Origin of the sequence: Sporosarcina sp. E16_8, assembly GCF_017347095.1 — a bacterium.
Classification (GTDB): domain Bacteria; phylum Bacillota; class Bacilli; order Bacillales_A; family Planococcaceae; genus Sporosarcina.
Window position 1 is genome coordinate 40,772 of the sequence record NZ_JADPRZ010000006.1, and the last position, 18,988, is coordinate 59,759.

Below are 18,988 nucleotides of genomic sequence, written 5' to 3' on the forward strand. Positions count from 1 at the left end.
GTAAGCCGATAATATTGAAATAGCTAACAAGGCTAATACAATAACTTTTTTCAATGTTTTTAACTCCTTCTGCCTTTTAGTAATAGAGCGTCCCCGTTAGTGCAACATATTAAATACTAAAGCAATTAGATACAGTGGAACTCCTACAATTAACATCCCAGCAATAAGATAACAAATACACTTGAAAATAAACTTCAAGACATCATAGATAGCACCAGCTAAATCGTCAATATACCTTGCCATTTCTATCCCTCCTTAACCTGCCTCGCCTGCAGAAAGGCGTATTCACTTGGTGTATAAACGCACCCGTTACTTTAAGTACACCCTTTCACAATCTCCACTACATAATAAGTAAGGGGTGATTTAATCCTTTTTGCATTATTAATTAATTTTTCTATCTTGTGAACTGGTATTTGAAATCGACTTTTCTGTTCTGTCACGATATACAATTAGAGTTATTCCATTTAAAACGATAGTAACGACGAGAAGAACTGCTGCCACGAATTCCACAGCGCCTGTTGTATCCATTAGAGCAAATCAATCCTATCAATTCCCCTTTCTTGTTCGATATTTCCGCCCTTTAGCACACTAATATAATAAGGCACCGCAACACTTCTAATTACATTTTCAGATGATTGATGATGCATCCCTGATCGGGAGATTAAAACTTTGCACAATCCATACTCACTTTAATGCTCCGTGATTTAGAAAAGTGTCGGACTTAACGATTTGCCCTTTTTCTCCATCCACTGTTTAAACATTCTTTAAGTCTCGTTTGGAATCTGCTGTTACATTTGACATTGCGTTTTAAAGCTATTCTTCCCTCACCATTTAATTCCAATCCTTCTAGTACTAGTACGTTTATCATGACTGAATAGTTTCATTAATTAAAAATGAACATTCATTTCACTTCAGTTTAACGTAACATTAATTTGATATTAATTACTCCGTGACTGATAATTCGATGCCCTTTGCGCTATACTGTAATAGAAAAAAGATGACTCAATGTTTAAAAACAAAAAGTACTGGATTCTTATGCCGCCTTTTTTGATTTTTGGAATAGCTTTAATCACCTATCTGCCAAGAAAATATTCACCTTATTCATTTTTAGTAGTATTATTTTTTGGGGTTATTTACTATCTTCGGGATTATCTCGAAAAGAAGAATCTTACTAAAAAATGATTCCGTTCAATTGATCTGAATATACGTCTACATTTCATAAATTTTGCGCGTTGTATAATTTGCAACAAAAAAGCCGAATTCCCTAATACATAGGAATTCGACTTTTTTATTCATTCACTTTCTATTATATTAAGATAATAGGGTGCCGCAATGACTCTTCATTTTATTGAAAGTAATGTTAATTAAACAATGCCAATTGCTCTAATTTAGTTAAATCGCTGAAGTCTTCATTTCATATGATTATTTCAGGAACGCCTCTCTGACCATTATTTTCACGGCTTTCAAAAAAAAATCAGAAAAGCACTTATCTTATGTACTGTGATTCTGCATTACACGCCTTCCCTGTTACTTGATTTAAGGAATCTTTCTACCATCGATACGTTATTGTGATTGAGAAGTTTCATTGATTAAATGAATAGAACTCTGCACAATTAATTCTTAGCATCTTGTTCCTAAAATCCAGTAAATATAATCACGGTCGAACATATTTAATCAACAAAGAAATTAGGAATACACTGAGGAAAAAAGAATCTATAATTCTAACGACCAATATCCCGTAACTGATAATCGAAACAGGGTCAATCAGATTCCACAGGAAAACAAATAGTCCTGTTAAAAGCGATATAGAAGACCAAAAAACAAGTTTACGCTTAGAAGAAATAGGAGTATGGTTATATTTCCTTTGAGATAAGGCCCTATAATACATGTAAACTAAAATCATAGTAATCCCAATTAATGTACTCCCATGTTGTAAAAATTTATACAAAGGTATAGTAAAGCCATACATACTATAGCTGTGAGTAAATAAAGCAGGGAATTTTAATACCATATACCCATTTATATGAGTGAAAGAATCCCATATAACATGAGTTAACATACCGAATAGCGCAGAATAACAAAATACAATAACCTTTACTGTCAAAGTTGAATCTACTTTTTTTATATACGTATCTTGTAGATATTCTGGTAAATGATTGAATAGAATTTGATGCACAAATATATGGTAAACAAAATAAATGAATGTCACCAAGGGTAAATTAAACAAAACGAACCCAGTAAAGGTATGTCCAATCTCGCCCATTGGTCGACCTCTCAAAAAGTATTCAAAATCGGGAGCCATACTACCGAATACGAGTGCAGAAAAGTTAATATAGTTACTTTTTCTTGAGAACGGAAGTATGGCTGCTGGGTGAGCAAAAGTAAGTGGCATGATGTACGCTCCTAGTTGATTTGTTCAATTTTATTCCAGTGAAAAGTTCTAACGTAGTTATGTTGATGGTTATTGAATACAATTAGCATGAGAGCGGCTATTTTACATAAATTTCGCTACGCCCTATATCTTCAATAAAATATGACAGCCCGATCAAAGGTATGCAAAACCCTCCCTAAAAGTTAAACTTTTGGGAGGGTCATTGCTTAGTAATTTTTAGTTAGCTACGGCTTCCAGTAGTTCTGCCGGGACCTTTACGTCAGCCACATTATCATAGTGGCTATAAACCGCATTGATAGTTTGTTTAACTCGATGAGAATTACCATCAACTTGTACCATTGAGTACGTTGTTGTATCGAGGGTCATTTTGAAATCAGTTACATAGAATGTTTTGCTATCGATTCCAATCACAATGTCAAATTTATTAATAAGAGGAAACTCACTGTCCACTACATCTACATCCGTATCGCTGCCGTTATTCGACAGGTACAGTGTTTTTTTAAACTCTTTATATTGTTCTCTCGATAATGACAACCTTAAGTTAAAGCCATAGTCGATCGGTTCTAGCACAAAATCATTTTTAAAATCGTTGAAAAATGCCAAGTCCAGTGTTGGCTGCACAGTTTCAATCATCGAACCGAACAATTCGGCAATCGAACCGGACTGCAACTCTTCCCACGCTTTTGTTTGGGTGTCTTTGATGATAACACGATCATCTACTTTATATACTTCTGCATCCCATGGTTCCCCATTTAGCGGTTGCGGTCGTACTTTCACGCTCTGTTTAACTATTTCTGGTTGTAACATTGCATCTGAAGTCATTTCATATTTCACGCTATATCTTTCTTCAGGTGCTGTAGTTTTCCAAAAATCATCATAAGAGATATGTGTGCGCACATTTTTCAATTTAGTAGATGATTCTTTCGCTTTTTCGAAAACATCTTGTGCCGTTATCCCCTGTTTCGCCTCCACATTTCCGCATGCTGTTAATAAGAGTGCAACTAATCCAAAAACAAATACCTTAAACACTTTATTCACACACAAACACCCTTTCTAGCAATCAAAGTTCATTTTCATAAGCAGCACTCTATTATACCCCTACCTATATTTTGGTGACAAGAACAAATGCGCCTGTTCAGAGGCGGCAGGAATAAGACGGGTAAAGGAAGGTGGTCTAAGTTAGTGACTTTGTGTCGCAACAAGGAGGTATGAAGTTCAATCTCTCCCTACTACGTGACCTACATCCTGTTGGCCCGCGGTCTATTCCATAATAACTTTATCTTTCACTCTCCGCATAGGTATATCCGCAACGATATCATTCATTACCCAGCTTGCACAAACGAGGCCGGCAACGGATGGAACGAATGCGTTCGATGCAGGTGGCATTTTTGCTTTGCGGATGAAGGCATCAGGTTTTCCAACTGTGGAAACAACTTCCGGCCTGACAACAATCGGGCTTTCATCAGAAAAGACCACTGGCACTCCTTTATAAATACCTTCTTTTTTTAGTCTGCGCCGGATTACTTTCGCAACCGGATCTGTATGTGTCTTTGAAATATCCGCAATTTGAAAACGGGTCGGATCCATCTTATTAGCAGCACCCATACTCGATATAATTTTCACGCTACGTGCGACACATTCTTTAATTAAATGAATTTTAAAGATGATTGTATCAGATGCATCTATGACATAATCAGGTTTGTAGCTGAAAAACTCTTCAGCAGTCTCTTCCGTATAAAACATATGGAGTGAAATGACTTCACACTCTTTATTAATATCAGCAATGCGCTCTTTCATCACTTCTGCTTTAGAACGGCCGACTGTCGACAAATTAGCAATGAGCTGTCTATTAATATTCGTGATGTCAATGTTATCCTTATCGACAAGGATAATACGGCCAATTCCGCTTCGCGCACATGCTTCCGCAGCAAATGAACCGACTCCTCCAACACCAAGTATCGCGACTGTCATGTCACGCATGCGATTTACACCTTCTGTACCTATGGCTAATTCATTTCGTGAAAATTGATGTAACAAGAAAAACTCCGCCCTTCATTTTATAAAACTATAATTTTCCCCAATAAAAAACCCCTCCGCACGTTAGTCAGAGGGGTGTATGATCATGTAAGTAACGAATCCCAAATGTGCCGTCTTTGTAGTATCGCTTTGAACCCGCTCTCAGCAGGTGGGTGTCCTATCCGATTCATCTGAGGTCCCGACTAAAGGCATGTCATCCGGCTCGAAATACGGACTCCCGACGAAAAAATGTTCGGTCAAAACTGATTGGCAAATAACGAACACTTCAGGATTCGTATTACTTGTATAATAGCATATATCTTTGGTCAGTTCAACGATTTTGCGGAAATCATTTTCACACTTTTCCTACTTAACTGATTACCGTTTACTTTTTGGCATCACACGGATTCCAAGTTCAGCTAGTTGAGTATCGTCAACGCTATCAGGCGCTGACGTTAACAAGCAACTCGCACTCGCTGTTTTCGGAAATGCGATTGTGTCGCGCAAGTTCGTCGAACCTGATAACAACATTACTATACGGTCGAGACCGAATGCAATTCCGCCATGCGGAGGTGTCCCATAGTCAAATGCTTCAAGAAGGAATCCGAATTGTTCATTCGCCTGCTCCTTACTGAATCCAAGAGCCTCAAACATTTTTTCCTGAACATCACGTTTGTAAATTCGAAGTGATCCACCGCCAAGTTCATAACCATTTAAAACAAGGTCATAGGCTTGTGCTTTAACTGTCTCAGGGCTTGTTACTAGTTCTTCCACATCTGCTGGCATTGTAAATGGATGGTGTGCTGCCTGGTAGCGACGGGCTTCTTCGTTATATTCAAACAGAGGCCATTCAGTTACCCAAAGGAAGTTGAATTTCGATTCGTCAATTAAGTTGTGATCTTTTCCGAGCTTAGTACGTAGTGCTCCTAATGTATCTGCGACAACTTTATTTTTGTCCGCTACAAACAACAATAGATCTCCTACTTCAGCGTCTGCTGCAGTTTTCAGCCCTTCGCCCTCTTCCCCTTCGAAGAACTTCGCAATAGGTCCTTTCAGACCTTCAGCGTCGACTTTCAACCACGCGAGGCCTTTTGCACCGTAGACAGCTGCAAACTCGCCAAGTGCGTCGATGTCCTTGCGAGAATAGCTATCCGCTACTCCTTTTACATTGATGAGCTTAACTTGCCCACCTGACTCAATTGCTGTCGTAAATACTTTGAATGAAGAATCTTTAACGACGTCAGAAACATCTGTCAGTTCCAAAGCGAATCGCGTATCCGGTTTATCTGAACCATAGCGGCCCATTGCTTCGTCATAAGGCAGACGTTTAAATGGAATTTGAACATCAATTCCTTTTACATCTTTCATTACCTTTTGCATCATTCGTTCATTTAACTCAATAATATCTTCAATTGACATGAAACTCATTTCCATATCGATTTGAGTGAACTCGGGCTGGCGATCAGCACGAAGGTCTTCATCGCGGAAACAACGTGCAATTTGATAATAACGGTCGAATCCAGCTACCATCAGCATCTGTTTGAATAGTTGTGGTGATTGTGGCAGCGCGTAAAATTCGCCTTCGTGAACACGGCTCGGTACAAGATAATCACGCGCGCCTTCAGGTGTAGATTTCGTTAGTATCGGCGTTTCTACTTCGAAAAACCCTTCATCGTCAAGGAAGTTACGAACAGTTTTAGTTATATCTGAACGCATCTTGAACGTATTCGCAAGTTTTGGACGACGTAAATCAAGATATCTATATTTCAATCTAATTTCTTCATTCACGTCTGTCTCATCTTCAATCATGAACGGCGGGTTTTTCGCTTCATTCACAATGTTCAATTCAGTAACTTGAATTTCAATCGAACCTGTTTTCAAAAGAGGGTTTTTCTGACCTTCTGCACGCTCAACAACTAAACCTGTAAGCTCAATTACGAACTCATTGCGCAGTTTGTCTGCCGTTACGATTGCTTCGCTTGAAAAACTCGGGTTAAATACTGCCTGAACGATCCCTGAACGGTCCCGTACGTCTACGAAAATTAATCCCCCAAGATCCCTTCTTTTTTGAACCCATCCTTGTAATGTAACCAGTTGTCCGATTACCTCTTCTGTCAATTCACCACTATAATGTGTGCGTTTCATTGCCTTCATCCGCCTCTCTTTAGCCAATCAATGTATCTTTAAGTTTTTGAACCAATTCATTAACAGGTACTTTTACTTGCACACCGTCAGCCATATTTTTCAATAAAGCAACGCCTTCCGCTACTTCATCCTCACCAATTAGTACGACTGTCCGTGCATTCAGTCTATCAGCCGATTTCATTTGCGCTTTCATTTTTCGGTCCATGTAATCCATATCTGACCGAATGCCAGCTTCTCGAAGTGCACCAAGCAATTTAAAACCTGGACGACGTGCTGTTTCCCCAAGCGTGACGATATAAACGTCAAGTACTGGCTCAGCTTCAAACGACTTCCCTTCAGCAGCCATTGCCAGAAGTAAACGCTCAATACTCATCGCGAAACCGATACCCGGTGCAGCAGGTCCCCCGATTTCCTCAGCGAGACCGTTGTATCTTCCACCGCCACACAAAGTCGTAATCGCCCCAAACCCTTCCGATGTGCTCATAATTTCAAATGCCGTGTGGTTATAATAGTCAAGTCCGCGGACAAGATTCGCATCGACTTCATAAGCAATTCCTGCATCATCGAGATAACCTTTTACATCTGCAAAGTATAGGGCAGACGTTTCGTTTAAATAGTCAGCTAAAGATGGTGCTGAAGCGATGAGCGGATTGCCGTTATCGACTTTACAATCTAATATCCGTAATGGATTTTTTTCCAATCGAGATTGACAATCAGAACAGAATTCCCCGATATGCGGATTGAAGTGTGCAATGAGCGCTGCACGGTGTGCTATTCTGCACTCCGTATCACCAAGCGAGTTAATAACAAGTTTTAACTTTGTCAATCCCACACGCTTATAAACGTCCAGTGCCAAGGCAATCACTTCTGCGTCAATCGCAGGATCAGCACTGCCGATTGCTTCTGCTCCAAATTGAACGAATTGACGATAACGTCCTGCTTGCTGACGCTCATAACGGAACATTGGACCCGTGTAGAAAAGCTTTACAGGCTGATCTGGGTAACCGAACATTTTATTCTCCACGAATGAGCGGACAACAGCTGCAGTTCCTTCTGGTCGCAGCGTCATTGAACGATCGCCTTTATCCATAAAGGTATACATCTCTTTTTGAACGACATCGGTTGTCTCACCTACAAGACGTGAAAATAATTCCGTTTGTTCAAAAATCGGTGTACGAATTTCTTTATAACGGTAAATATCGCATACTTCATTAATGATTTTTTCTGCTTGCTGCCATTTCCATGTTTCAGCTGGCAAAATGTCCTGCGTTCCTCTTGGCACTTTAAAATTCATGTAAATTCCCCTTCCTAAATAAGGATTGCAGTCTAAGTACGCCACGTCCTGTGGCAATTAAGAGGGATAAAGTTCAATCCCTCTCCACTGCATAACCTACTTCCTGTTGGCCCAAGCGTAGTGCGCCGTCCAGACGCGACAGGCATTAGACGGGCCGGCGATGCGGCGAACTTTACTGGGGAAGGATACAGTTCAATCCTTCCTAGCTGGACTGACTATCAAGGAACCCAGCCTAAGTGCGCCGCGTCCTGCGGCTTTTGGCGCCCGAAGCCTAGACACGCTTAGTCGGAACACAAAAAAAGACCCCCATCCCTTGCCTATGCAAGGGACGAGAGCCTTTATAGCTTCCGCGGTTCCACCCAAATTGACGCAAAAGTTTGCGCCCACTCTAAAACCGGATAACGGCCGGTTCCGTCTGTACTTACTGAATAAAAATCGTTCAGCACAGAGCCTCGATGGTGTTATTCATTGTAAACCGCTGTAGGATGGATTTCAGCCACGTCCGTCCCTCTCTTGTCAGTCAATTACACAATTACTTTCCATGTCATCGGCATAAATATAACAAAACTATCGTGTGATTTATATTGTTAATTAATCATCATCTTAATGATTCTGCATCCTAGTGTCAACCTTTTTCGATTAATTGTGGTTTTTTATCATAAAAACTTCTACAATGAACTATAGGGGGTATGATATTTTGTCAAAAATGAGCAAATGGATGATCGTATTTATACTTTTATTCAGCGTATTCCACGACATTCCTACGGCTAGCGCCAATACGGAATCAGTCGTCGTTGATGCGCCATCAGTGCACATCCGGTCTGGTGCCGGGCTTACCTATGCTGTAACAGGATCGTTAAAAAAAGGTGATCAAGTAGAAGTTATTGCTGTTTCTGGAGACTGGTACCAAATCCAGCACGGCAACAGTTCTGGATGGATTGCCTCTTGGCTAACTGCTTCCGCAGATAAATCTACTGGGACAAGTACTGCAGTCGTTTCACGCGTCAATCAGCTGAATGTAAGATCCAGCCCTTCCACCAATTCAGCTGTACTCGGTCGGATGGCCGCTGGAGATGAAGCAATTGCTACTGGCAATGACGGTGAATGGACTTCTATTACATTTAACGGCATTAACGGTTGGGTACATACGGACTATATTACTGCGGTAGCAAATCAAACTGCACCAAAAGCAACCAATCAAGCCACATCACCCGAGTCATTTACCGTTTCGGTTGATTCGCTCAATGTCAGAAAGAATGCAGACCTTTCTTCTAAGCGGATTGGCCTCATTAATCAGGGTGAATCATACGACGTTAAGGAAGTAAACGGCAATTGGGTCCATATATCATTGGGTGATAACGAATCGGGTTGGGTCTACTCATTCCACGGTGCGCTGTCATCGAATGACAAACAGGATTCAGAAGGTTCAAATATAGGTACGGTTACCATCCTGTCAAACGGAACGAATATCCGCGAAGCTGCTACGACTTCATCACAGATTGCTGCTCTTGCAGATGCAGGAGAAAAGTTTCCGATTGTTAAACAAGATGGCGACTGGTATGAAATTTATTTACCGACAGGAGCTTCTGCATTTGTTGCCACATGGGTCGTGTCTACGGGCGACGAATCATTATTGACAGAACCCGTTATGAAAGAATCGATTCCACGCGTTGCCGGCACTTTAAAGGGGCTTACAATCGTAATTGACCCTGGACATGGCGGTAATGACCGCGGCACGACAGGGACCCGAGGAACTGACGAAAAGGACATTACAATTCTTACTTCTGAATTGTTAGCAGCTAAATTAAAAGCGGCTGGCGCAATTGTGATTACAACTCGTGAAACAGACACTTATGTATCGTTAAGAAAGCGAGTTGCTATTAGCAATCAGCATGCCGCGGATGCCTTCATCAGTCTCCATTATGATGCCAATCCCGATTCTAGCGTAGCAGGCTTTACGACGTATTATGCACACGCACAGCAACAAGCGCTCGCCTCTACGGTCAACGAAGGACTTGCCTCGTCAGTAAATTTGCGTAACCGAGGATCACAGCCTGGCGATTTCCTAGTTCTTCGTGAGAACAGGCAAAATGCTATTTTGATTGAACTGGGTTTCCTATCGAATTCTGCTGAGGAACGGACAGTCACAAGCGACATGTTCCGTGAACGTGCAACACATGGTATCTACCAAGGGCTTCTCGACTACTTCAACACTAATTAACTAGAAAAGTTGAAATATAGAACCACATTGGATCCGCTATAGCGCTAGGGGATGCCTCCCGCCCTAAGCCAAGCAACTTCGCTGCCAGTCTTAGGGCTTCGGTTCCCCCTTGTAAGGCGCCTTCGTTTAATGTGTATAGAAACCCAATCAACAGTAGCATGGAGAAAAATGCATTGTGGCAGCAGGTGGTACCACACACTGAATAGAAAAGGGCATACCAAAAACTCCTCAAAAGCAAAAAGGACCTTCCATGTGTTGAGGAAGGTCCTTTTCCTATGTTATTTCGAGTCTAGAATAATCGTCACAGGCCCATCGTTAACGAGCTCGACATCCATCATTGCGCCAAAAATGCCTGTTTGAACTCTCAATCCTTCTTCCTCCAATTTGTGATTGAAGTATTCCCATAGAGGTTTTGCCTGTTCTGGTCTCGCCGCCTCGGTAAAACTAGGGCGACGTCCCTTTTTCACGTCCCCGAACAAAGTAAATTGGGAAACTGAAAGGATATTCCCTCCTACCTCAAGGATTGAATAGTTCATCTTCCCCTCGGTATCTTCCCATAAACGGAGCCCTGCAATTTTTTTCGCAAGATAAGCAGCGTCTTCTTCACTATCCAAATGAGTTACACCAACAAGGAGCACATAACCCTTATCAATTGAACCCGTCGTCTCACCATCGACACGGACAGCAGCTGGACCTGACCGTTGCAACACAACTTTCATCTGTTACACCTTCCAATCAATTAATGACACGTTCCACAGAATAGATATCGCGAATTTGTTTAATCCGATCAACAATTCTTTGCAAATGTGCAAGATCAGTAATTTTAATCGTCATATGAATGCGGGCGATTTTGTCACGGTCCGCTTTGCCACTTACCGCAACCATCGGCGTTTTCGTATCGGCGACAACCATCATCACTTCATTCAACAACCCTTGACGATCGAATGCGGACACTTCAATATCAACCAGGAACTCTTTCCTTGCACTAGAAGGTCCAATCGCCCATTCCACGTCGATAATCCGGTCATTCTCGTCATCCCCGAACACAATATTAGGACAGTCGGTACGATGGACGGAAACACCGCGTCCTTTTGTGATGAATCCTACAATCTCATCTCCCGGAACGGGATTACAACATTTCGATAGCCTAATCAGTAGATTGTCAATCCCTTTAACAATAACACCCGATTCAGTCATTTTTTCCGGTTGAGGGGATTTCATATCTAACACGATTTTGTCAATTGTATCTTGTTGCTCACGTACTTTCCGTAACTTTTCTGCAAGACGATTAACTACCTGCTGCGCCGTAATCCCATTGAACCCAACTGCGCCATACATATCATCTTCAGAAGTGAAGCTGAATTTTTCGATTGTGCGTTTAATATTCTCCTGTGAAAGCACTTCTTTCAAATCAAATTCTTGTGATTTTATTTCTTTCTCAATCATTTCTCGGCCTTTTAGAATGTTTTCTTCCCGAAGTTGTTTTTTGAAAAACTGACGAATTTTATTTTTTGCCTGAGACGTATTGGCAAGTTTTAACCAATCACGGCTCGGGCCAAGCGATTGCTTCGATGTCAGAATCTCAATAATGTCCCCCGTAAATAATTCAGTATCAAGCGGGACCATCTTGCCATTCACTTTTGCGCCAATCGTCCGATTTCCGATTTCTGAGTGGACACGGTAAGCAAAATCGATTGGGACCGAACTTGCCGGTAGTTCAATAACATCTCCATCCGGCGTAAAGACATAGACCATATCCGAGAACAAGTCGAATTTTAGTGATTCCATGAATTCTTCAGCGTTAGAAGATTCATTCTGAAATTCGAGTATTTCCCTGAACCAAGTCAATTTCGAGTCTATATTACTTGGGGTTTCAGCTATCGTTTTTCCTTCTTTATATGCCCAATGTGCTGCAACTCCGAATTCTGCAATTTTATGCATCTCTTCAGTTCGGATCTGTACTTCAAGCGGATCGCCAGCTGGGCCTACAACTGTTGTGTGCAGCGACTGGTAAAGATTCTGTTTAGGCATCGCAATATAATCTTTGAACCTTCCAGGCATCGGTTTCCATAGTGTATGAATGATACCAAGGACAGCATAGCAATCTTTAATGCTTGAAACGATAATTCGAACAGCCAGAAGGTCATAGATTTCATTGAACTCTTTCTTCTGGATAACCATCTTGCGATAAATCGAATAAAGATGTTTTGGACGACCTGAAAGATCAGCCTCAATTTCCATCTCTCCAATTTCCGTTTTGATTTGTTCCATAACATTTTTTAAATAGTTTTCTCGTTCGACGCGTTTGCGCTTCATCATATTGACAATTCGATAATAATGCTGAGGATTCAAATAACGTAAAGCTGTATCTTCAAGCTCCCATTTAATAGCCGATATTCCTAACCGATGGGCAAGCGGTGCAAAAATTTCCAACGTTTCAGCTGCAACCCGGCGTTGCTTTTCTTCTGGCACATGTTTTAACGTACGCATATTATGAAGCCGGTCAGCTAATTTAATAAGAATGACTCGGATATCCTGCGCCATCGCTACGAACATTTTACGATGGTTTTCTGCCTGTTTCTCTTCTTTAGATTTATATTGTAATTTCTCTAGTTTCGTCACACCGTCGACAAGCATTGCAACTTCTTCGCCAAAATCACGGATGATGTCGTCCCTGCTGATGTCCGTATCTTCCACAACATCGTGAAGGAACCCGGCTGCAACTGTCGAAGGGTCCATTTCCAATTCGGCAAGAATACCCGCAACTTGGACAGGGTGAATGATGTAGACTTCACCTGAACTTCTGTGCTGTCCTTCGTGTGCAGTCTTCGCTGCCTCATATGCTTTTTTGACGAACGCAACGTGTTCTTCATTCATATAAGAGGCAACAAGTGTGAATATTTCTTCCGCCGTCATGTCACGATTTTTCGCCATAATATTACCCCTTTCGACTTTATCCGCAAAAATGATTGTATTCCCTATTGTATGTATAAATACATGCCCATGTAAAGGGTTAGTATATGGAAAAGTGGTTCGTCTCTTTATTCCACGTATTGAAAAAAAACCTCCGCTTATTAAGGCGAAGGGTTTTTTTCAATATGTGATCAACGAACGCATGTCATAACCTTGCAATTTTTCGCGACCGTTTAAATACGACAGCTCTATGATAAACGCGCAGCCTGCAACGACTCCGCCTAGCTTTTCAACAAGCTCGACTGTCGCCCCCACTGTACCGCCTGTTGCTAGAAGATCATCGACAATTAGTACACGCTGACCCGGCTTTATGGCATCTTTGTGAATTGTTAACGTATCTTTTCCATATTCAAGATCATATTCGACCTCAATCGTTTCCCTTGGCAACTTTCCGGGTTTGCGGACAGGAGCAAATCCTACTTCTAGTGCGTAGGCAACTGGACAGCCGATGATAAATCCACGCGCTTCCGGGCCTACAATTATATCCGTATTAACTTCTTTCGCAAACTTAACAATTTCATCTGTTGCGAATTTATAAGCTTGACCATTGTCCATGATTGTTGAAATATCCTTAAAGCTAATTCCTTTTTTCGGATAATCCGGTACAATCGTCACATATTCTTTCAAATCCATTAGTGTTCCTCCCTGTCGACAATTCCATTTCGCACAGTATCGAACCATTGTTTCAATTCCATATAAGGCGCATATAGCAGTCTTTTCTCAAGCTCAATTTGACGTTCGCGCTCTTTGTAAGCTGGTGCTTCCGTCAAATCACGCTTACCGGCCGTTTCCTGAACGAAAACAAAACCATCTTCAATCTTAACAAATCCAAGCTCAGAAAACACCTTTGACATGAAATAAACCGTATCTTTTTTCCACGCTTTATGTTTTGTGAGCTGAGCTCCATTCGTAACAAAGTCAAATTTCTCGCGTTTTTTCAAGAAACTGTAATACCAGCCAAACTGATCGCGACCAGGAATCCCATCAAAATACCTTGATTCGGATGCGTGGAAATGCGCATAGACGCGGTCTGGCTGGACAGAAACCACAAGTTCTTCAAGCTGCGTAACATTGTCCGGAATATCCAAAAAGACGAGATTTTTTGCCTTTGTTATTGTTTCTTGTCCGAATAGCGTAATGGCAATCCCCTGCAAAGATGATTGGAAATGTATAATCGTTTGTTCATGGAATGCAATAAATAGTGTATCGTCTAGCGGAATGGTCGGCAGCCACCTAGTTGCTTCGCGTACACCGCGCAAATCGAACAGCTGCCACTCATCAGAACGAATATCGCTGATTAATAACTGAGGCTTCTTATTGCCGTTCCATTCATTCACCTGCAAATCACCCGTAACCGACAACTTTACACCTGGTGTCAGTTGGTCAGCAATAGGTCCGAGTCCGAATCCGATGGCATCAAGTGAAACGCCCTCATCCGCTAATTCTAGCTTCATATGATTCTTTGCCGCACCAATTTTCCGTACAGTTGTGGCTGTAATATCTTCGAGCATATAAACAGGCTTTTCAAAGGCCATTCCAAATGGACGGAGCAGTTCCAGCGATTCCAAAACGCTGACATCAATTTCACTAATTAACAGCGGAACATCGATACGAACTTCTGGTGTAAGCATTTCTTCCGTCAACACTTGAACTGCCTGTTTATTAAGGTTTTCACGTAGCGTGACTACATCTGTAACTGCAAGGGACATTCCTGCCGCCATCTGATGACCTCCAAAGTGAGGTAGAAGCTGGGCATTTTTGGATAGCTCGGCAAACATATCAAAACCAGCAATACTTCTTGCAGACCCTTTAGCAATCCCTGTTTCCCTGTCAATTGACAATACAATTGATGGTCGGTAATATTTCTCAGTTAATCTTGAAGCTACAATTCCCACAACACCAGAATTCCAGCCTTCCCCTCCGATAACGAAGACGAGCGGAACTGTATCACCGTACATTTTCAAAACCATGTCTTCCGCTTCTTTAGCTATTTCAGCTACAATCGCTTGCCGTTCTTTATTCAGCGTGTCAAGTTCTTTTGCCAGTGTCATCGCTTGCGTTGCGTCTTCAGTCATCAATAGTTGGACTGCGGGGGTAGCGTCACCTAAACGCCCAGCCGCATTCAGACGGGGTCCAATCATAAATCCGATTGACTCCTCTGAGAGTGTTGCTTGTTCGGTGCTAGCGATGCGTGCGAGCGCCTGGATAGCAGGACGCTTTGAGACACGCATCTGCCTGATGCCCTCTTTGACGAAGTATCTGTTTTCATCACGAAGCGGAACTAAGTCTGCAACTGTCCCGATAGCCACTAGTTCAAATAAATCTTCCGGAACACCCTCAAGTAAGGCGCATGCAAGTTTGAATGCTACACCAACTCCAGCAAGCTCTCCGAACGGATACTGCCCTTCAGGATGTCGAGGATGAATGATGGCATCTGCTGCTGGCAACACCTCACCGATTTCATGGTGATCTGTAATGATGATGTCCATACCAAGTGATTTCGCATAAGCAATTTCATCGATGCCGGAAATACCATTGTCGACTGTAATAATAAGCGAAGCCCCTTTTTCATACAACTCTAAAAATAGGTCTTTATTAGGTCCATAACCATGCTTGAATCGATTGGGTATCGCATAGAACACATCTGCACCCATTCGCTCCAATGCCGTTGTCAGGACCGTTACACTCGTCACGCCATCACCGTCATAATCACCATAAACAGCAATTTTCTTATCAGTTGCGATTGCCGTTGTTATGAGTGAGACTGCTTTGTCCATATCATATAGTAAAAAAGGGTCATGCATACTAGATGCATCCATATGTAAAAAACCTTTTGCCACTTCGGAATCTATTATTCCCCTTGAAGCAAGTATTTTTGCCTGGACAGATGAAATACCAAGATCTTTTGTTAACATCGTTACAAGTTGTTCATCCGGTCGTTCCACTTTCCATCTCTTCATTGATTCGATCAAATTCCTTCACATCCTTATATTCATTATAGCGGATGGGCTACGACTCTAAAAGAAAAGACTGTTTTAATTCCCCTAACTAGAAGTCCAAACTGAATTCGCTCACAAAAAAGAGCATCTTCCACGGTATTAGTAGCTGGAAGATGCTCTCTGTTTATACATTTTTGTTTTCGATAATTACTTCCTCATTGGATGGTAAAGCTGTGTACTTTTGCAGTTCCGCAATTTCATTCTGCTGCGCTGCAATGGTTAGCTCTTTGAGAGTCATTTCTTTTTGAAGCTCTTTGATTCGACGACTTGATTGAAAGGACAGGAACATTGCAACAAACCCACTGACCATGGCACCAAGAAGAGCTGCACCTAAAATAATAAGAATAAGTGGCCACTGTGCTTGTCCAAACACATAATTGACTTGTACCGCATCAACATTGACGACAGCAAAGATAGCGATAATGATGGCAAATAAAAGACCTAACAGTAAATTCCATTGAAATTTCATATAACTTTCCCCTTTCCTTAAGAAAAAAATAGAACAGAGTATACATAAAGTATACCCTGTTCCATGAATAACCGAAACTTATCATAATAGGTTCTTAAACGATAGGTTCGTCTGAGCCCCATTGCTTCTTCGTGTCCTCTACTCTAATGGCACCTTTTTTCTTGATTTCACGTTTTTTCAGATCAAACCAGATTTGAGCTGAGATGAAAATCGAAGAATAAGTTCCTGCAAACAATCCAATCAGAAGGGCGATTGAGAAGGTTTGAATCGATTCTGCTCCGAATAGCATTAACGCTACAACAACAAAGATTACTGTAAGCACCGTATTTACAGAACGCCCAAGTGTCTGACGCAATGATTTATTGACGATGTCTGCTAGTTCTGCTTCATTGTCAATCCGGCCGCGATGATTAATGTTTTCCCGTATTCGGTCAAACGTAACAATCGTGTCATTGATGGAGTACCCGACAATGGTCAAGACCGCCGCAATAAACGTGATATCTACCTCTAGACGCAGAATACTGAATATCGCAACCATGAAGAATGCATCGTGGAAGAGCCCAATAATCGAGGCAACACCCATTCGCCATTCGAAACGGAATGCAACGTAAATGATGATTCCAAGCGCAGCGATAAGAAGGGCATAAATTGCATTTTTCGCCAGTTCCTTACCGACCGTTGGTGAAACTGTCGAAATACTCGGATCCGTACCATATTCGGCAGCTAGATCCGTTTTGAGTTTATTGACTTCCTCTTGTTTGAAGTCTTCTTTATAACGTATGACACCGATATTTTTCGTATCGCCAGAAATGACGATATCGTCTGTCGGCTGTCCGATTTTATCAAGATAAGTAGAAATTTCATCTTTCGTCACTGGTTGGTCAGCAAGCACTTCGACACGTGTACCTTGTGAGAAATCGATGCCAAGGTTCAATTTGATGATACCAAGCACAGTTACACCACTAATTAGTAACACTGCTGAAATGACATAGAACTTTTTACGTGCTCCAACGAAATTGAATCGATCAAATTTCGTAGTTAGATCCAGCGTTTCAATTTGTTCTTCAGCAGGATGAACCTTGCTCTTTGAAACCCCGAATAATGCTGTTTTTCCATCAAACACACCACTATTGACAAGAAGCCCCAAGAGTATGCGTGACCCCCATACAGCCGTCAAGAAGCTGGCTAGAATACTGATGATAAGTATCGTCGCGAACCCTTTAACTGAGCTTGTCCCGAAACTGAATAGGACTACCGCTGCAAGAAGTGTCGTGATATTAGCATCAAGAATGGCAGTGAACGATGATTTCGCTCCAGCCATAAACGATGTCTTAACAGATTTACCGACACGCAATTCTTCTCGTATCCGTTCATACATCAAGATATTCGCATCGACGGCCATCCCGACTCCAAGCATGAGTGCCGCAATACCAGGCAACGTAAGCACACCGTTAATAAGCGTGAAGACGAGCAAGATAATGAAAATATAAACCGACAATGTAATAACTGCCACAAAACCTGGCAGGCGGTAATACACAAGCATGAATATGAATATGAGCGAGATACCGATTATCCCCGCAAAAATCGTCTTGTTAAGCGCTTGTTCACCGAACTGCGCGCCGACTGACGTCGAGTAAACTTCTTCAAGGTGAACAGGCAATGCGCCTGCGTTCAAAATTCCTGCAAGGCTCTTCGTCTCTTCTAAAGAGAATGATCCCGATATTTCAACGTCTGATGAGTTAATCGGGTTTTTCACATAAGGTGCAGAAACGAATTTAGGTTTCTCTTTCGCTACTTCCGCCCTAAAAGAATCTTCACCTTCTACAAAGTCTAGCCAGATGACCATTACGTTCTCTGGTGCTTTTTGTGAGATCAATGTTGTCACTTCGCCGAATTTAGTCGGCGATTTCATTTCAAGCGTTACGACTGGGTTACCGTTTTCGCCGAAGTTCGCTTTTGCTTTTCCTTCTTTCAAGTCGTTTCCGTCTAATAGAAGATTGTCATCAGCATCCCTGAATGTCAGATTTGCCTGAGTAGAAAGGAGTTCCCTAGCTGATTCCTGGTCCTCTACTCCCGCAAGTTGCACGCGAATTCGGTTACCCGACTCGATTTGGATACTTGGTTCACTTACTCCAAGTACGTCAATCCGGCTCGTCAGCGCATTCGCTGTATCTTTAACCATGTCTTCTGTTACTTTTGGGCCATCCTTCTTCAATGGTTCGACTTGATAAAGGACTTCAAAGCCGCCCTGTAAATCTAGTCCCAGTTTTACATCTTTCACTATCGGACTTGCAGTCGTTCCAATCGTCAAACCAAACACAACGATTAATAATAGAAACGCTACAATCCGTCCTCTTTTTTTCATAATCCAATTTCCCCCTCTAAATATGGAGTGCAGTTGTACGGCATTTATCTATGTACATACTCCGAGAATAGCGACAGCGCCCACGTAAAAATTGGCGCTGAATACTACACAATT

At 41.8% G+C, this 18,988-nt stretch carries 13 protein-coding genes, 1 other RNA gene and 1 other annotated feature; of the genes, 1 reads left to right on the plus strand and 13 read right to left on the minus strand.

Translation table 11 applies throughout. From position 1 onward, the window contains the following. Positions 1-96: 96 nt before the first annotated feature. The 7 genes from I2484_RS06985 to hisS all read right to left on the minus strand — a co-directional run bounded on the left by I2484_RS06985 (position 97) and on the right by hisS (position 7,847). Positions 97-243: a hypothetical protein gene (locus I2484_RS06985; RefSeq protein ID WP_207150326.1), complete on the minus strand. Its 147-nt coding sequence runs from the start codon at positions 241-243 to the stop codon at positions 97-99. 1,411 nt (positions 244-1,654) lie between these two features. Then, the gene (locus I2484_RS06990) at positions 1,655-2,392 is read right to left on the minus strand and encodes a DUF4184 family protein (RefSeq protein WP_207150327.1); all 738 of its coding nucleotides are present in this window, start codon (positions 2,390-2,392) and stop codon (positions 1,655-1,657) included. Between the two features lie 216 nt (positions 2,393-2,608). Continuing rightward, positions 2,609-3,430 (minus strand): DUF6612 family protein, encoded by an 822-nt coding sequence (locus tag I2484_RS06995; protein ID WP_207150328.1) that lies wholly within the window; start codon positions 3,428-3,430, stop codon positions 2,609-2,611. A gap of 222 nt (positions 3,431-3,652) precedes the next feature. Further along, positions 3,653-4,429 carry a tRNA threonylcarbamoyladenosine dehydratase gene (locus I2484_RS07000; protein WP_207150329.1) on the minus strand — a complete coding sequence of 259 codons (777 nt, stop codon included), beginning with the start codon at positions 4,427-4,429 and terminating at the stop codon, positions 3,653-3,655. A gap of 94 nt (positions 4,430-4,523) precedes the next feature. Further along, a non-coding RNA gene (ssrS, locus tag I2484_RS07005) (6S RNA) lies at positions 4,524-4,704 on the minus strand. 82 nt (positions 4,705-4,786) lie between these two features. Further along, positions 4,787-6,553, minus strand: coding sequence for an aspartate--tRNA ligase (aspS, locus tag I2484_RS07010; RefSeq protein WP_207150330.1), 1,767 nt, complete (start codon positions 6,551-6,553; stop codon positions 4,787-4,789). A gap of 19 nt (positions 6,554-6,572) precedes the next feature. Then, a complete protein-coding gene (gene hisS, locus I2484_RS07015) occupies positions 6,573-7,847 on the minus strand; it encodes a histidine--tRNA ligase (RefSeq protein ID WP_207150331.1) in 1,275 nt (424 codons plus the stop codon). Between the two features lie 321 nt (positions 7,848-8,168). After that, positions 8,169-8,404 (minus strand) — a binding site (T-box leader). A 149-nt stretch (positions 8,405-8,553) separates the two neighbouring features. Here hisS and I2484_RS07020 point away from each other — a divergent pair. Next, on the plus strand, positions 8,554-10,068 hold the full coding sequence (locus tag I2484_RS07020) for an N-acetylmuramoyl-L-alanine amidase family protein (RefSeq protein WP_207150444.1): 1,515 nt from the start codon (positions 8,554-8,556) through the stop codon (positions 10,066-10,068). A 278-nt stretch (positions 10,069-10,346) separates the two neighbouring features. Here the strand turns inward: I2484_RS07020 and dtd are convergent, their stop codons facing one another. The 6 genes from dtd to secDF form a co-directional block, all read right to left on the minus strand. Further along, on the minus strand, positions 10,347-10,787 hold the full coding sequence (dtd, locus tag I2484_RS07025) for a D-aminoacyl-tRNA deacylase (protein WP_207150332.1): 441 nt from the start codon (positions 10,785-10,787) through the stop codon (positions 10,347-10,349). 16 nt (positions 10,788-10,803) lie between these two features. After that, the gene (locus tag I2484_RS07030; RefSeq protein WP_207150333.1) at positions 10,804-13,002 is read right to left on the minus strand and encodes a RelA/SpoT family protein; all 2,199 of its coding nucleotides are present in this window, start codon (positions 13,000-13,002) and stop codon (positions 10,804-10,806) included. Between the two features lie 159 nt (positions 13,003-13,161). Then, positions 13,162-13,674 carry an adenine phosphoribosyltransferase gene (locus tag I2484_RS07035; protein ID WP_207150334.1) on the minus strand — a complete coding sequence of 171 codons (513 nt, stop codon included), beginning with the start codon at positions 13,672-13,674 and terminating at the stop codon, positions 13,162-13,164. After that, positions 13,674-16,013 (minus strand): single-stranded-DNA-specific exonuclease RecJ, encoded by a 2,340-nt coding sequence (gene recJ, locus I2484_RS07040; RefSeq protein WP_207150335.1) that lies wholly within the window; start codon positions 16,011-16,013, stop codon positions 13,674-13,676. Before recJ ends, I2484_RS07035 begins: the two co-directional genes overlap by 1 nt. A 151-nt stretch (positions 16,014-16,164) precedes the next feature. Then, positions 16,165-16,509 carry a LapA family protein gene (locus I2484_RS07045; protein WP_207150336.1) on the minus strand — a complete coding sequence of 115 codons (345 nt, stop codon included), beginning with the start codon at positions 16,507-16,509 and terminating at the stop codon, positions 16,165-16,167. Between the two features lie 94 nt (positions 16,510-16,603). Then, positions 16,604-18,874, minus strand: a complete 2,271-nt coding sequence (gene secDF, locus I2484_RS07050; RefSeq protein ID WP_207150337.1) for a protein translocase subunit SecDF — start codon at positions 18,872-18,874, stop codon at positions 16,604-16,606. Between the last annotated feature and the right edge of the window lie 114 nt (positions 18,875-18,988).

Excerpts from the sequence above, each read along its gene's own strand:
- I2484_RS06985 (WP_207150326.1), bottom strand. The coding sequence starts at position 243 with ATGGCAAGGTATATTGACGATTTAGCTGGTGCTATCTATGATGTCTTG.
- I2484_RS06990 (WP_207150327.1), bottom strand. The coding sequence starts at position 2,392 with ATGCCACTTACTTTTGCTCACCCAGCAGCCATACTTCCGTTCTCAAGA.
- aspS (WP_207150330.1), bottom strand. The coding sequence starts at position 6,553 with ATGAAACGCACACATTATAGTGGTGAATTGACAGAAGAGGTAATCGGA.
- hisS (WP_207150331.1), bottom strand. The coding sequence starts at position 7,847 with ATGAATTTTAAAGTGCCAAGAGGAACGCAGGACATTTTGCCAGCTGAA.
- I2484_RS07020 (WP_207150444.1), top strand. The coding sequence starts at position 8,554 with ATGAGCAAATGGATGATCGTATTTATACTTTTATTCAGCGTATTCCAC.
- dtd (WP_207150332.1), bottom strand. The coding sequence starts at position 10,787 with ATGAAAGTTGTGTTGCAACGGTCAGGTCCAGCTGCTGTCCGTGTCGAT.
- I2484_RS07030 (WP_207150333.1), bottom strand. The coding sequence starts at position 13,002 with ATGGCGAAAAATCGTGACATGACGGCGGAAGAAATATTCACACTTGTT.
- I2484_RS07035 (WP_207150334.1), bottom strand. The coding sequence starts at position 13,674 with ATGGATTTGAAAGAATATGTGACGATTGTACCGGATTATCCGAAAAAA.
- I2484_RS07045 (WP_207150336.1), bottom strand. The coding sequence starts at position 16,509 with ATGAAATTTCAATGGAATTTACTGTTAGGTCTTTTATTTGCCATCATT.
- secDF (WP_207150337.1), bottom strand. The coding sequence starts at position 18,874 with ATGAAAAAAAGAGGACGGATTGTAGCGTTTCTATTATTAATCGTTGTG.